Below are 15,687 nucleotides of genomic sequence, written 5' to 3' on the forward strand. Positions count from 1 at the left end.
ATTCTCTATTTTTGTGTCAGGTTGAAAACACCATCCCAATCTTTGGGTGGTGGCTCCTGGCTGAACTTGAGACAGCGTTTCATGTAGATTTCAGACGGAGCGTCTTCAGGAATAAATTTTCTGGCCTTTTTGAACCAATTATTGGCCTCTGACCAGTTTCTAGCTTCAAATTGTTCCATTCCTTTATGAAAACAGTCAAGTCCCTCAAGAACGTTTTCCGGTGTCAGGAGTTTTTCGTCGACCAATTCATAAAGGCGGACTGGCTCGTTTATCCCCACCACTCTTACCCGGTCTAGCTGCCGGACGGTGAACTGATCTTCCGTTTCTTTATAGGTGGAATCGCTGATGAGTATCCATGTACCGTACTGCTTGTTTACCCCTTCCAACCGAGCAGAAAGGTTCACCGCATTTCCCATCATGGTGTAGTCCATCTTCTTGAGAGTCCCCATGTTTCCTACGACCATATCGCCCGTATTAATTCCAATTCTCGTCAACAAAGGACCGGGACTGCGTTCTTCTGCCAGCATCCTCTCGTTGAGAATGGACTCTGCCTTTTTCATTCTTATGGCGGCCCGGCATGTTTTTATGGCATGATCCTGAAAGGGCTGGGGCGCTCCGAAAAAGGCGATGATTGCATCACCCTCGTATTTATCAATTGTCCCTTTTTCCTCCATGATCAGATTACTCATTTCTGTGAGGTATTCATTCAAAAGGGATACCAGGCTCTGGGGAGTCAGTTTTTCAGAGATGGATGAAAATCCTTTGACGTCGGTGAACATGGCGGTCATATGGCGTTCTTCTCCTCCCAGAGCCAGTTTGGAAGGGTCATTTAGGAGGTCGTTGATGACGTCCGATGACAGGTATTGGGCAAAGGCGCTGCGGATGAATCCTTTTTCCTTGGATGAGAAAATGAGATTAACGCTCACAATGGAGATGAAAGATAGAAGGATGGATATTCCTGGAGTGAATAACGGGGTGTAGGTACCGGTAAAAATAAATCCGGCAATGAGAGCGCCTTCGGTAAGAATCAGAATGGAGAGGCCTGAAACAATTCCTAAAACGGGATGATTCAGGCGTGATACGATCCAACCTGTGAGGAGAGACATGAGGATTGTCACAAGCATGGGCAGCCAGAGGGGAGACTCGTCCAGAAACTGCCCCGATAGGATTGTGTTGGTGACAGCCGCATAGAGTCCCATATTCATGTACTCTTTTTCAAAAGGGTTCACCCCGATATCAGTCGTTGATGTTCCCGAATAACCGATGACGGAGAGGGAGCCCTCCAGGTCTTTCTTCAGATTTCCCCGGAGTTCCTGGATCTCTTTGATCTGATTGCGGGCGGCACTGAATACCTCGGGTATGAAGGCGCTCAGGTCCTGATACCGCAGCATCTGTTCTTCCGGTAGATCGGGTAGGTCCATATACCTCTGCAATTCACTCAAAATATACTGCTCGGCATCCCCGTTCATGTAGGCGTCTGTTTCGGATAGAAACAGTTCTCGCAGGGGAATGTACTCTTCAAGATCAATTTCTTTGATTCCGCTCATATGATCCGTTTTCAGGTTTTCCATATACTCATACAGATCCATGAGGGGATAATCGCCTTCATAAAAAGGAGCTTCCAGTAATCCCTGCCCATCCAGAAGGGTCATGTTGTATATCAGGTCAGAAAACATTTTATCATGAAGATAGAGGCTGAAAAAACTGATATGGTTAAAACTATCTATGTAAGGTTCTTTGGGCCAGTTGATCAACATCTTGCCAGTGCGGTCCAAGGGGATTTCAATGTCCTGTCTGTCCCCTCCTTTAGGTTTGGCACCTTTCAGAATAAGCGAATTTTTTGTTCTTTCCATGGATTGAACGTCCATCCTCTGAAGGAGAGCAGAGAATCCCAGCTGAGGATAATATTCTCCCTGATAATCGAAGATCAGATCAATCCGCCGTCTTACCCCGTCGGGGTCAATACTCACCCTGGGGAAGCCTGCATTGAGAGAATTGGACAAAACTTCATTTATAGCTGGCTTTATATCAATTGCGGGTTCGAAACCCGTATAGGGAACGCTGAAGTAGTGGTTCAGTGATAATTTTTCCTTTGCCAGATCTCTAAGAGATTGGGGTGTCGTATCATCCAGGTCTTCCATCATGTTTACTGTGGCGATGACATTGCCAAAAAAACTGATGGCCCGGCCAAGGTATTCATCGTTGTTCCTGGCTATGAGATTGACATTATTCAGCAATTCCTGCTGCTTTTGATAGTTGTAATCACTCAAAATCGTCTGATAATAGGGAATGTCTTCCAGGGCAATTTGATTATTCTGAAGGGCATTCAGAAAGTCAGCCTGATACTGGGAAAGGTCATAAAAAACATCATTGAACTCATTGGGAATCTGTTCTTCCAGATATCTGTTGTTCAGGCCGGCAGGACTCTTATCGATAAACTCAATATCCAAAATAGCGTATTCCGCACCCAATTCACGCATCAGAATGAGGCCATCGGCAAAAATATCCCGGCTTAAGGGGTACATGTTAATATTTGTAATAGTCAGGTCATCAATATTGACCAGAAGTAGGTCCTCATCTTCAACCACTTTTGGTTTGATACGCAACATGAGGTCATAAACTGAGTTTTCTATGGTCTGAAAAGATTCCAGCGTTAATAGTGACGAAAACAAAATACTCAATAAGAGGGGGATTCCCAGAAACATGTATTTTTTATTCATGAATACCTCCCAGTATTGTTTCATTATAGACGTCTCATCATGGATTTCCATAAAAAAAAGATCAGATTTGAATGAGAGAATCATTTTTTTTGTCAGGAAATTGAAGATCCAAACATAGGAGATCCTATTGTGGGGGCTCCTCTTGCTCTGCATCTTACTGTAGAAATTAAGGAAAAGACTCTGCTGTCCTCATTTTGAAACAGCTCTTCTGGACGGCCTTTTTCTCTGGTACCTCGGTCCTGTATCTATCCCCTTATGAGGGAATCGGATATATTATGCTGTTATGTTTTTGAAAGCAGATAAGCGGAACAGTTCCGATCAGATAAATTCACCAGAAGACCCCTACAATCTTACAACTCATACCCTATCCAACGGACTGACCCTCTATCTTTCCTGCAGAAATCATAAACCGAGGATTGAAACAAGGATTGTCATTAAAGCCGGATCTGCACAGGATCCGGAAGAGTCCACAGGGGCAGCGCATATTCTGGAACATTTGATGTTCAAGGGGTCAGAGTCGATTGGGACTTTGAGGAGATCAGAAGAAAAAGTCCTCCTGGAAAAGATAAGCAGGGCTTTCGAATCTTTGAGAGAGGTTGAGGATGAGGAGGAACGGAAGAAGCTCTTTCAAAAAATTGATGCCCTCAACCAGAAGGCCTCCGTCTTGAGTCTACCCGGAGAGTATGACCGCATCCTTTCCCATCTGGGGGCAAGAGGTGTGAATGCCTATACCAGTGTGAATGAAACAGTTTATAAATGCGATATTCCCTCAATTGAACTGGAGCGCTGGATCAGTCTGGAATCTGAACGATTTTCCAGACCTGTAATCCGCTCTTTCTTAACAGAGATCGAGGCCATCTTTGAGGAATTCAATCAGGATCTGGATGATGATTTTTCCAGGGCCAGGGATTTGCTCCTGGAAAAACTCTTTCCGGGTCATGAATACGGCAGCCACACCATTTTAGGTAAAAAAGAACATATCAAGGCTCCCTCCATTGAGAAAATCGAAGAATTCCGGAATACCTGGTATCGTCCCGAACATATGGCACTCTGCCTGGCCGGAGATTTTGATCGTGAAGAAGCTCTGGAGCTGATAGACAGAACCTGGGGAAAATGGAATCCGCCAAGTCTGGAGAAGCCACTTCCTGGTCCCAGAAATGCAAAACCCCTGAGGCGATCCGAGAAGCATGGCATCAAGGGAGCCGATTCTGAGTTTACTATGACCGGTTTCCGTTTTGGTGGTGTCCGCTCAGAAGATTATGATCCTCTTTGTATGCTGGATCTCATTCTCAGCAACAGTCAGGCAGGGCTCATAGACCTGAATCTGGTGCAGAAGCAGAAGATTCTAGACGGCGGCAGCAGCCTCAGCACGGCAGGCGATTATAGCTGGTTTGTGCTTTATGGTACTCCCGGTCCGGGGCAGTCTCTCGGGTCTGTCCACAGGCTCTTGCTCAAACAGCTGGATCTGATCAGAAAGGGAGAGTTTGATGACCGGCTCCTCAAGGGCGTTATCAAATTTCTAGAGATAGAACAAACTCAGGATCTTGAATCGAACCAAATTGTAGATGCCTTTGCCGACTGTTTCAGTGAGGGAATCAGTTGGTCTGAGTATTTGAACCGTCTAGATAGGCTGAAAAACCTGACGGCCGAAGATTTGATTGCCTTTGTCAAGGATAAGTTCAATGAGTCCTATGTTCGTATAGACAAGAAAGAAGGTGAAGACCCGGCTCAGGAGCTTGTGAATAAGCCCGAGATTACGGCCTTGAACATTGATTATAACAAAGAATCAGCATTCTTTGCTGATCTCAGATCCAGAAATCCGGGTTATCGTAACCCTTCTTTTCCGGATTATAATAGAGACTTGGAACATTGTGACTTGAATCGTGCCGTTAAAATCAGCCGCTGCGCCAATAAGAAAAATGATCTTTTTGAGGTTACCTTTATTTTTCCTGAAGGAAAGAGTTCTTCCCCCTGGCTGCCCATTGCGGGTGATTATTTTCCATATCTGGGAACTGACTCTCTCAGCCCTGACGCCTTGCAGAAAGAAGCTTTTTTATTAGGGATAGACCTTTCTATTCAGGTGGATCTTGAACGGACCGTCTTTTCTTTGTATGGCAAAGATGAGGATCTCGAAAAAGCCCTGTCTTTTACTCAGTCTTTGATCCGGAGAGGGAGGGGAGACCGAAGGAGCTATAGAAAATACATTCAGGGGCTTATCAAAAGGCGGAAGGATGCCAAGCTCAGTAAAAAGGTCCTCCTCTTTGGGGGGCTTTATTCCTGGGGTCTTTATGGTCCGGATTCTCCTTTTAGGGATATCATCGCTGAAAAAGACCTGAAGTCCATGGATGCGGATCATCTGACCCATGAGATCAGGCGTTTATTTGATCTCCCCCATCAACTTTTTTACTATGGAACCAGATCCTTGGATGAAGTCCGGACCCTCTTGATTGATCTGCATCCTGGAACAGGAAATACGCTTACCCTGCGACCTAAAAAAAAGTATGTTGAAAAAGAAGGGGACGGGAATGTCTTCTTTACAAATCATGACATGGTGCAGGCCGAAGTTTTCAGATTGGCGGCTCAAAGCCATTTCAGATCCAGTCATCTGGCATCTATCACTCTGTTCAATGAGTTTTTCGGAGCTGGTCTGAACTCTCTATTTTTTCAGGAAATTCGGGAAGCGAGGGGCCTCGCCTATACGGCCTACTCCAGCATTTCGGTTCCTGAATCCCCTCAAAACAGGCATATCCTTTCAAGTTATCTAGGAACTCAGGCAGATAAACTTCCCGAAGCTTTGAGTGAGATGGAGCGATTGTTTCAAAGAGTCCCAGCCAGGGATCGTCTTTTTGAGGAAGCCAGGACGGCTCTTTTGAAGAGCCAGTCTTCCGAAAGGATCGCCGATGCGGATATATTCTGGAGTTGGTGGGAAGCTCAGGAACTCGGATTGAACCAGGACTACAGGCAGAAGATCTTTCATGATCTGGAAAGCTACAGCTATACCATGATGGAAGAGTATTTCAGGAATTCTGTGATTCCCGTTAAAAACAACATCCTTATTCTGGGAAACCGGGATGAACTCGATCTGAAATCTTTGGAGAAACGCGGTCCTCTTTATGAATTGGACCCGGATGAATTGTTCAATTATTAAAAAACAAAGCAGAAACAGTATTCTTTTCCCTCTCCCTCCTTGTCTTTGTATCAAGTCATGCTAAAATGAGCGATATCTATTTTTTGAGGAAGAGTCATGACAAGAAAAATCTTATGTGTGTTCTTTATTTTATCTTTTTTTACAGCCCCTTTAATGGCTAATTCAGGAATCCTTGGTCTGTGGAAGACCGTTGATGATACGACTGGGGAAGTCAAATCTATTGTTAAAGTGTATGAGTATGAAGGAAAAGTTTTTGGAAGAATCTTGGTGACCTATGAAGAAGGGGTCCTGAAAGATACGTACATCAATCCCATTCATAGGGCAGAAAATGTCAAGGGAACTCCTTTTTTCTCAGGTCTGGATTTTATCTGGAATATGGAGAAAAAAGGAGATAAATGGAAGAAGGGAAAGATCATGGATCCCCAGCAGGGGAAAGTCTATTCATCAGAGATCTGGCTTGAAAACGGAAACCTGATTGTCCGTGGTAAGATTGGTCCCATCGGCCGGAACCAGACTTGGCTCCCGGCCACAGCAAGGGATCTTCCTTCGGGTGTTTCGGACCCAAATAGCATCGTCCCGTCTATTCCCCAATAATAGCACTCCCCCTTTTTTTGGGGGGCTTATTCCGCAGGATAAAGGATGACTTCCAGGTTGTCTTCGTCGGAGAAGTACCGGGAAATCCTATCTTGAAAAACCTCTTTTGTATAATTTCCTTCCAGTTCATTTACAGCAACGATGTCACTGTCGTCCAGGTCCAGAAAGTAGTTTCTTTCCAGACGGGATAGCCAGAAGTTGTTCTTTCTCTGTTCCTCTTCCAGTAAAACAGTTCGCGCTTTTATCACATCCTGAACAAACCGGTCTTCAATTTTTCCATCTTTGATATTGTTCAGGGTTTGTTTGACCAGGTTCACTAAATCTTCTGTTCTTTCCGGATCGCATGAGAAGGAGATCATAAAATAATAGTCTTCATAGGGAACCTTCGCAGGGGTGACAGATACGGATGGGCTGTAGGTGCCTGCTGCATTTTCCCTGATTTCTTCTGTGATCATCATCTGCAGTGAATCAGAGACAGCCTGTATCAGTTGAGTTTCCAGGTTGCTCCATTCCCATTCTCCAGGATAAATCATTGTGACATAGCTCACCGGGTCCTGCCCGCTGCTTAGACTCTCTCTTATTTGTCCCTTGGGGTATCGCAGATTTCTGTCTTGCCAAGTCTCAGGGCTTCCTGCATTTGGAAGGGAAGCCAGATACGTTTCGATCAACGGAATGAGCTGTTCTTCATCAAAGCTGCCTGTGATGAAGAATGTAAAATTTTCAGCCTGGGAAAAACGATCCCTGTAGAAATCAAAAGCCATAGCAGGGTCAATTTCAGGGAGCATTTCTTCCTTAAGCGGCTGGCTTCTGGGGTGATCCTGATATAGCAAAGAGATCAGCAGGTCTGAATACTGGGTCATGGGATTTGAGTCTCTATTTTTTAGATTGTTCCCCAGACGTGTCCTATAGGAATCCCACATGGGTTTATCCAGTCGGGGAGCGCTGAAGTAGAGATAGTTTAGCTGAAAGAGTGTTTCTAAGTCCTTCCTTGTACTGCTGCCTCTTACGCCGCTGCTCATCTCGCTGATCACTGGCTGCAGGCTGGCAGTGGAACCGGCCAGGACTCTATCAAGGTCCTGCTTGGAAAAGGCTCCCACTCCTCCCAATTTAACAATTTGAGAAGCGAAGGAGGCACTCAAATAATTTTCATCCTCTGCCAGTGAAATCCCCCCGGGAGACATGGCGGAAAAGAGGATTTCATTTTCCTTAAAGTCTGTTTTCTTAAGGACAACCCGGACTCCATTACTGAGTGTCAACTCTTCAGCTTTTGCCTCCGTTAGCTCTCTCCTGCCTATTATGCTTCCCGCTTCGGGAACATGTTCCATAAGAGAGGATTCGGTCACTTTGTCTTCCAGAACTTCGGTTTCCGTCTGATTTACTTTGAATTTGATTCCCGAAAGAACGATTGGGTCAATGGCTTCAAGATCGTCCCGCTGGGGTGACATTGTATAGATGACCCTGTTTTCTTCACTCAGCCATTGATGACTTTTCTCTCTGATATCCTCGAGTTTTATGGATTCTATGCTCTCGTTGAAGACGGACCAGAGATACTCAATTCCCGGTGCTGGAGATTGATCCAGGAAATGCCGTACATATTCTTCTGCTAATTCTGCCGATTCTCTGTTATTCCTGTTGTTGTAGGCCGTAAACATTCTAGAGTAGAGCTCTTTGCGGGCTCTGATGAGTTCTGATTCTGTGAATCCATGATCTTTAATTCTTTTTTCTTCAGTCAAGAGTGTCTTGAACCCGCCATATAAGTCGTCTTCAGCTGTCACAACGGTCATGGTGTGAAATGTTTTCTCTCTGGTGAGAGAGCTGAAGTCGACATAAGCATAGCTAAAGGGCGGCTCTGGACTGTTTTGCAGGTCTTCCAGCCTGTTATTGAACATCGTCAGATAGAGATCCTCCATGAGTCCATCCCTGATGTCTGCCTTATTTCTTATTTCTGTTTTTGGGAATTTATTAAAAACGATGGCCGCGGTCCATGTGGCTTCAGGATCGCTTTGATTTGTAAAAACGGTTTCCCTGTGATCGGGAACCGGAGGTTCCACCCGTTCCCGGGGACGTTGTGGGTTTGAATATTTTTCAAACCGTTCTTTAATCTCATTTTCTATGTCTTCCGGGTTAAAGTCACCCACGGCAACGATGGCCATCAGGTCGGGGCGGTACCAATCATTATAAAAGCGGCGGATTGACTCTGCAGTACTGGTTTTAATCGATTCCTCTGTTCCGATGGGAAGCCGTTCTCCATACTGAGATTTATACATAATTTGAGGGTAGGCTGCATCCATCATTCTGCGTGAAGCTCCCAGACCGCGTCGCCACTCTTCTAATATGATTCCTCTTTCTTCTTCTATGTCCTTGGTTTCAAGGCTCATATGGAAAGCCCATTGTTCCAAAATATCCAATCCTGTGCTGAGGTTTTCAGGCTGATCTAGGGGAATCATAAGCTTGTATACAGTTTCATCGAAGGAGGTATGAGCATTGATATCCGGCCCGAATTGCATGCCTATACCCTGTAGATAGTGGACAAGATCATTTTTCTCATAGGAAGCCGTACCATTGAAGGCCATGTGCTCTAAAAAATGCGCCATACCTAGCTGATCCGGATCTTCCATCAGGGAGCCTGCATTGACAGCCAGCCTTAGGACGGCCCTGTTTTCGGGAGTCTCGTTATGCTTGATGTAGTATTGCATACCATTGTCAAGGGTCCCATGCAGGACTGTGGGTTCCAGGGGAATCGCCTCTCCTTGTCCTTCTCCCCAGAGCAGAGGATGCAGAAGTACAAACAATATGAGGAGATATGTATATTTACGCATGTGATTCATAGTGCCTTCCTATTTCGGTCCTGTTAAATAATAGATGATTTTGTAATAAAGGGATGGTATAATCACAAGTATCCCTCTTTTTTCATTGTAACTGATTCTATGTAAAAAAAAAAAGAAAAATGTATGACAAAAATCTAAAAACAGAAGGTATTGATTTATGACTATTAAAGCAAAGCTTCTATCTCTCGTTACAGTTTTCCTTGTATTATTTTGTTCCATTGTTGGTCTCTACTTTATGATTATGGCTCCGATCGAAAAGATTGAAACAGAAAAGAACGTTCTGGATGCCCTGAAAAACAGTATTTTGAACGAACAAATCCTTATGAATAGGCTCTTGGGGCAGTCTCCTTTTGTTCGCATGTCAGAAGACTTTTATGAAAGTGTTGAACAGACAAATTCTCTCTTCGCTGAACTGCAGTCAGTCGAGTATCTAAGAGCGACCAGTGGCAATATTGCGGAAGCCCTGGATATCATCAGCAGGTTGAACGAGATGAAGCTGGAACGATTGACACAGTTTAAGAATGCCGATCAGAAGTTCAGAGAATCCGTTGAAGAGATTTATGTATTCATCGACTCATTTTCTTTTGTAAAAATCTACCAGACAAAACGGTTCTCCGAAAACCTGAATTCAACCAACGCGAACCAGTTTAGTTTTGCTTTTACAAACTATCTCTCCCAGCATAGTATTTATGAAAATGTTCTTGAAAGCTCCGTGACTGTTATTTCAGAGCAGTTTGAGTTTGTAGAAAGAGAAATAAGGGTTGTAGAAAAAAGGAGTCTCACCTACTCTCTCATAGGCTTGATCATCATCCTCTCTCTCGTCTTTACCGGCTCTATCATTTTTACAAATCAGATTGTCAATAATATTAAGAGTATTGAGGGCAGCATTTCCCGTCTCAAGGATGGGGACCTGAGATCCGTAGGAACGGTGAATTCAAAGGACGATTTGGCCAGGCTTAACTCGAATTTATCCCTCTTTCAGAATTCTATGAGAGGCATCATCGACAGGATAAAATGTGTCTCCGATGAGAATCTCATCGTTCGGGACAAGCTGATCAATCAGGTGGAAGATACAACTACGACCAGTCGTAACATCAAGATCAGCACTGATGAGATGAAACAGGATATTCAGGAGCTGGATGAAACCGCAAGAATTTCCTATGAATCGGTAGAGTTTATTTCCGGAAAAATAGAAACATTGAATCAGAGCATATTAGAACAAACAGCCATGATTGAAGAATCCTCAGCTGCAGTCAATGAGATGATGGCTTCCATCGCCAATGTAGAACAGGTGACGATTAAAAAACTGGGAAGCCTGGAAGAGATGTCCAATTCAATGGATGCCGGGAACAGTCAGTTGAAAGACACATCTCAATCCATCCAGAAAATAAACAGCAGTATCGACGCCATCAGGAATATGATTTCGGTGATTGAAGATATCTCTTCGCAAACGAACCTTCTTTCCATGAACGCAGCCATAGAGGCCGCCCATGCCGGAGAATACGGAAAAGGTTTCGCTGTTGTTTCTGATGAAATCAGAAAGCTGGCTGAGGCGTCCTCACAGAACTCTCGTGAAATCGGAACCTCTCTGACCGAGATCATTCAAAATATCAAAGAGGCTACCGATTCAAGTGATGTTACGATGTCGACCTTTTCAAAGTCTGTTTCGGAAGTGGAGGATTTGGTTTCTTCCCTGAAAGAAATAAGCCAGAGCATGGTTGAACTTAAATCCGGGGGAGATCAGATTCAGCAGGCCATGAGTTCACTCCAAACCATGACCGTTGAGGTACGTCAGGATTCTTCAAGTATGAACGAGCAGTCCCAGAACATGATTCAAGCTGTTGAAAATGTCCAGGCTATTTCTGGAAGTGTCAATTCAAGCATCAACCAGGTTTCTGAGGGTGTGGGTAATATTACCCTGGCCATTGATAAAATAAAGGATATTACGGGGTCTATCGGGTCAATTGCCGGTAGGATCGGTGCTGAACTGGATTTCTTTCAGACCGATGATCAGTGTGAAGATGCCGTTTTAGAGGATCTTGACTCATCGGAGATCCCTTCTTCAGAAGACAGCACTAAGGATACGGCTGAGCTTTTTGTGGATGCCTCACAAGCGGAAGATCCTGATGACTCGGATGTTGATAGAGGATGATCTTCGAATAATCCGGCGGTGAGCTCCGGATATAAAAAACCCCTTCTCTTAGATGAAATCTAAGAGAAGGGGAATCCTCATCGTTAAAACAGCTTACTGTTTCTGCAAAATTGTAAAAACTGAATCAGTTTAAAGATTTCATTTCAGTCATAAAACCACGGAGTTTGACACCAATGGTTTCAATCGGATGATTGCGGATGGCATCGTTCACCTGGATAAGGGTGAGGTTATCAACCTGGTTTGAAGATCCTAATCCTTTTCCGATCAGATCTGTGTCGACACTCTTCATATAGTCTGACAGCAGGGGAATTGCCGCATTGGCAAAGAGATAGCATCCATATTCTGCTGTATCAGAGATGACTTTATTCATTTCATACAATTTTTTACGGCTGATTAGGTTGGCAATCAAGGGCAGTTCATGGAGAGATTCATAATAGGCTGATTCTTCCTTAATTCCTGAATATGTCATTACCTCAAAGGCCAATTCAACACCGGCTTTGACCATGGCTATCATGAGTATCCCGTGGTCAAAATATTCCTGTTCGCTGATTTCCATAGAACCTGCTGCGGTTTTCTCAAAGTTGGATTGTCCCGTCTCATCACGCCATTTAAGCAGGTCTTTGTCTCCGGCGGCCCAGTCTTCCATCATGCCAGCGGAAAAATTTCCTTCCATGATATCGTCCATATGTTTTTCAAACAGGGGACGCATGATCTTTTTCATTTCCTCAGCTTCTTCGAAGGCTCTGATCTTTGCAGGATTGCTGAGTCTGTCCATCATATTTGTGATACCGCCGTGTTTAAGAGCTTCAGTAATCGTTTCCCATCCGTACTGGATCAGCTTGGAGGCATATGAGGAATCAATTCCTTTTTCTACCATTTTATCAAAACACATAAGTGAACCAGCCTGAAGCATACCGCAGAGTATTGTCTGCTCTCCCATCAGGTCGGATTTTACTTCTGCTGTGAAGGATGATAGCAGGACCCCCGCTTTATGACCGCCTGTGGCCGCGGCATATGCTTTTGCGATTTCAAGGCCGTCTCCGTTGGGGTCGTTTTCAGGGTGTACAGCGATGAGTGTAGGTACTCCGAATCCTCTTTTGTACTCCTCACGGACTTCAGAACCGGGAGACTTGGGTGCCACCATCAGAACCGTCAGGTCTTTTCTGATCTGCATTCCTTCTTCAATGATGTTAAATCCATGAGAATAGGCCAGAGCGGCATCTTTTTTCATTAAGGGCATAACTGCATTGACCACCGCACTATGCTGTTTGTCGGGAGTCAGGTTCAAAACCAGATCGGCTGTGGGGATCATTTCATCATATACCCCGACTTTAAAGCCATTTTCACTGGCATTGATATAGGATTGTCTTTTCTCCTTGATAGCCGCTTCTCTGAGTGTATAGGACACATCCAGACCGCTATCTCTCATATTCAAGCCCTGGTTCAAACCCTGGGCTCCGCAGCCGATGATGACTACTTTCTTGCCTTTCAGCTTTTCTACGCCGTCAAATTCTGACCTTGAGATCAAGCTGCAGGTTCCCAGCTGATCCAGTTTCTTTCTAAGGGAAAGTGTATTGAAATAATTCATAATGGTCCTCATTTTTGACCCAATTCAAGGGGTCTAGATATATGAAAAAATAAACCTACAGCGCTGGGTTGTCAATGAAGGGATGCGGGATTCGCGGTGGTAAATTCGCAAGGGATGTGTTGCTAAATACGCAACGAACTTAAGGCTCTGTGTGTTTCAGGCAATGTCATTCTTGTTATTCCCCGCCTCCCATGCCGACGCCGGCACTGAATTGATAGAGCCCGGTCTCAAGATTCCAGGCGATGTTCATCTGTATAGCCGGTATGGCAAGGTCGTTGATAAAGAGTTCTATCCCCATTCCCGGGCCATGAAAAAAGTTGGTTTCTTCCAAATCTGACTTGTAGGCTCCCATGTCATAGAAACCCTTGAGAGCCAATGTACCCCCTTTGAATGACCAGGCAGGAATACTGTAAGAGGCAGAACTGCTCCAGTACTCTTGGGCTGCGATTTTCCCCATGGGCAAAACAAGAGAACCGGGTCTTCCTCCCAGTCTGAACTGTTCCTGTGGTGGAAGATCTCTGGACCATGCCGAATGGGCAATCAGAGCCAGTTGATGTTTATAAAAAGGATTGAGCGCCCATTTCACCTTTCCTTCAATTTGAGGGTAGTCCTTTGTATCATCAAGCCCCCAGTTCCATCCCAACCCGCTGCTTGCCAAAAATCCATATTCAAAGGGAATGTCATAGTACAGTTGTTCCCATTTTAACGAGCCTTGAATTCCTGTGCTGGAAAAATCATCTACCGGGGCGGCTCCGCTGTTGTTTTCAAGATGAATGGAGCGGTTGAAGCTCCATTTTCCACCAAAGGAGAATGACTCGGATACTGGGACACTCATTCCCAGGGAAATTTTTGTTTTGTCCGCACTGTAGTCTCTGATTGTCTCTTCTTCGGGTGTTTGATCTTCTGTTTTATCCAGCCCCAGGGAAAGGCCTGTTGTGAACCGTATATCACTTCCCAGGAAGTTGGGGTCACTGTAAATATTGAGTAATGACCAGCCGTCAGAGCCGTAGAAAAAACCTAAGCCCAGAGTCTTGTATCTTCCTAGCAGATTGCTTTCGATCCCTAATACCCCCACATTCCATGAACCATCATTGCTAAATGAAAATATCGGGATGGGTATCAGGGTCCACCGGTCTTTGACAAATATGTCAATAAAGGCTACTTTCCCAATGATCTCAGATTCAACTCTGATCTCCGGATTAAAAATTCCTGCTTTTCTCAATTCTTGAATGATCAGTTCTTCCGTTACCTCTGTGAAAGCTTCTCCTTTGCTGACGGGGAGTATGATTTTTTGTGCCGTTTTTTCATTTGTCCTGACCAGGCCGTGAAACTGTATGTCCTGAATCAATATTTCTTCTGAGGCATGTGCGGTGGTTGCGATGAACAAAACTAAGGTCGTTATCAGGAGTCGGGGATGATTATTCATAGGAAAGAGTATAAACAAAAAAAGCGGTTTGGCAAAAAAAACCGTCCCTTTCGGAACGGTTTTTTTGTTGAAATGAATCAGTCTTCTGTGAAGAAAAGTGATCTTTCTGTTTCAAGATCAAAGAAATGAAGTTTTTCAAGTCGGGGAGTAAAGTTGACGGTGTCGCCGACCTTTACCGAAATGGTAGGATCATTCTTTGTTGTGAAAGTATGAGAACCAGTGTTGATATGCAGCTGAGTTTCGTTACCGAGAGGCTCAACTACCACAACTTTTGCACTCATATTATTTTCAACTGGTGTCGTTGTAAAGTTCAGATCTTCGGGTCTGATTCCCATGAGAAGCTCTTTGCCGACATAGGCTTTAAGAGTTTCCATTCTATTGTCGTCAATGGTGACTTTAATGCCTTCTTCTGAAACGACAATCTTTCCATTTTCTTCCGTTACCTTGGCAACGGCAACATTCATGGGTGGTGAACCGATAAATCCGGCAACAAATCTGTTGATTGGTTCGTTATACAGTTTCAAAGGAGACCCTATCTGCTGAATGATTCCGCCTTTCATAACGACAATCTTGTCACCCATAGTCATGGCTTCAATCTGGTCATGTGTTACGTAGATCATTGTGGCTGATAGTCTGGAGTGGAGGGCGCCGATTTCGGCTCTCATCTGAACTCTCAACTTGGCATCAAGGTTGGATAGAGGTTCGTCAAAAAGGAATACCTTAGGCTTTCTAACAATGGCACGTCCAACGGCTACACGCTGTCTCTGACCACCTGAAAGGGCTTTTGGTTTTCTTTCAAGAAGTTCCTCAATATCCAGGATTTGAGCCGCTTCTTTGACGCGGGACTCAATGTCTGCTTTTGGATATTTTCTGATTTTGAGACCGAATGCCATATTGTCATAGACTGACATATGGGGATAGAGCGCATAATTCTGGAATACCATTGCGATATCCCTGTCTTTTGGCGCTTCTTCATTCATTCTCTTTCCATCGATCAAAAGTTCACCATCGCTGATGTCTTCCAATCCCGCTACCATTCTCAGTGTTGTAGACTTACCACAACCTGAAGGTCCTACCAGGACTACAAATTCCTGATCTTTAATGTGGATATTGGCCTTATCCACCGCTTTAACACCACCATCATATATTTTGGTGATATCTTTCAAGATTACTTCGGCCATAGAATACCTCCATGGGTTTATTTTATTAACTGCATCGTATAATGGATCTA

8 protein-coding genes are annotated in these 15,687 nt (G+C 44.4%); 3 read left to right on the top strand and 5 right to left on the bottom strand.

Annotation, left to right across the window (positions count from 1 at the left end; genetic code table 11):
* Positions 1–5: 5 nt before the first annotated feature.
* Positions 6–2,720 carry a CHASE2 domain-containing protein gene (locus tag EXM22_RS15215; protein ID WP_168203547.1) on the bottom strand — a complete coding sequence of 905 codons (2,715 nt, stop codon included), beginning with the start codon at positions 2,718–2,720 and terminating at the stop codon, positions 6–8.
* 283 nt (positions 2,721–3,003) lie between these two features.
* On the opposite strand from EXM22_RS15215, the gene EXM22_RS15220 reads away from it, so the two are divergent.
* Positions 3,004–5,868, top strand: coding sequence for a M16 family metallopeptidase (locus tag EXM22_RS15220; protein WP_149487337.1), 2,865 nt, complete (start codon positions 3,004–3,006; stop codon positions 5,866–5,868).
* Between the two features lie 96 nt (positions 5,869–5,964).
* Positions 5,965–6,462 (top strand): DUF2147 domain-containing protein, encoded by a 498-nt coding sequence (locus EXM22_RS15225; protein ID WP_149487338.1) that lies wholly within the window; start codon positions 5,965–5,967, stop codon positions 6,460–6,462.
* A 26-nt stretch (positions 6,463–6,488) separates the two neighbouring features.
* On the opposite strand, the gene EXM22_RS15230 is transcribed toward EXM22_RS15225, so the two are convergent.
* Positions 6,489–9,290 (bottom strand): M16 family metallopeptidase, encoded by a 2,802-nt coding sequence (locus EXM22_RS15230; protein ID WP_149487339.1) that lies wholly within the window; start codon positions 9,288–9,290, stop codon positions 6,489–6,491.
* Positions 9,291–9,447: 157 nt separating this feature from the next.
* Here EXM22_RS15230 and EXM22_RS15235 point away from each other — a divergent pair, with 157 nt between their 5' ends.
* On the top strand, positions 9,448–11,442 hold the full coding sequence (locus EXM22_RS15235; RefSeq protein ID WP_149487340.1) for a methyl-accepting chemotaxis protein: 1,995 nt from the start codon (positions 9,448–9,450) through the stop codon (positions 11,440–11,442).
* 124 nt (positions 11,443–11,566) lie between these two features.
* Here the strand turns inward: EXM22_RS15235 and ilvC are convergent, their stop codons facing one another.
* The 3 genes from ilvC to EXM22_RS15250 all read right to left on the bottom strand — a co-directional run bounded on the left by ilvC (position 11,567) and on the right by EXM22_RS15250 (position 15,637).
* The gene (gene ilvC, locus EXM22_RS15240; protein WP_342780271.1) at positions 11,567–13,030 is read right to left on the bottom strand and encodes a ketol-acid reductoisomerase; all 1,464 of its coding nucleotides are present in this window, start codon (positions 13,028–13,030) and stop codon (positions 11,567–11,569) included.
* Positions 13,031–13,205: 175 nt separating this feature from the next.
* A complete protein-coding gene (locus EXM22_RS15245) occupies positions 13,206–14,456 on the bottom strand; it encodes a BamA/TamA family outer membrane protein (protein WP_149487341.1) in 1,251 nt (416 codons plus the stop codon).
* A gap of 77 nt (positions 14,457–14,533) precedes the next feature.
* Complete coding sequence (locus tag EXM22_RS15250; RefSeq protein WP_149487342.1) at positions 14,534–15,637, bottom strand: ABC transporter ATP-binding protein; 1,104 nt, start codon at positions 15,635–15,637, stop codon at positions 14,534–14,536.
* Positions 15,638–15,687 lie beyond the last annotated feature (50 nt).

Origin of the sequence: Oceanispirochaeta crateris, assembly GCF_008329965.1 — a bacterium.
Taxonomy (GTDB): domain Bacteria; phylum Spirochaetota; class Spirochaetia; order DSM-2461; family DSM-2461; genus Oceanispirochaeta; species Oceanispirochaeta crateris.

Excerpts from the sequence above, each read along its gene's own strand:
- EXM22_RS15215 (WP_168203547.1), bottom strand. The coding sequence starts at position 2,720 with ATGAATAAAAAATACATGTTTCTGGGAATCCCCCTCTTATTGAGTATT.
- EXM22_RS15220 (WP_149487337.1), top strand. The coding sequence starts at position 3,004 with ATGTTTTTGAAAGCAGATAAGCGGAACAGTTCCGATCAGATAAATTCA.
- EXM22_RS15225 (WP_149487338.1), top strand. The coding sequence starts at position 5,965 with ATGACAAGAAAAATCTTATGTGTGTTCTTTATTTTATCTTTTTTTACA.
- EXM22_RS15230 (WP_149487339.1), bottom strand. The coding sequence starts at position 9,290 with ATGAATCACATGCGTAAATATACATATCTCCTCATATTGTTTGTACTT.
- EXM22_RS15235 (WP_149487340.1), top strand. The coding sequence starts at position 9,448 with ATGACTATTAAAGCAAAGCTTCTATCTCTCGTTACAGTTTTCCTTGTA.
- ilvC (WP_342780271.1), bottom strand. The coding sequence starts at position 13,030 with ATGAATTATTTCAATACACTTTCCCTTAGAAAGAAACTGGATCAGCTG.
- EXM22_RS15245 (WP_149487341.1), bottom strand. The coding sequence starts at position 14,456 with ATGAATAATCATCCCCGACTCCTGATAACGACCTTAGTTTTGTTCATC.
- EXM22_RS15250 (WP_149487342.1), bottom strand. The coding sequence starts at position 15,637 with ATGGCCGAAGTAATCTTGAAAGATATCACCAAAATATATGATGGTGGT.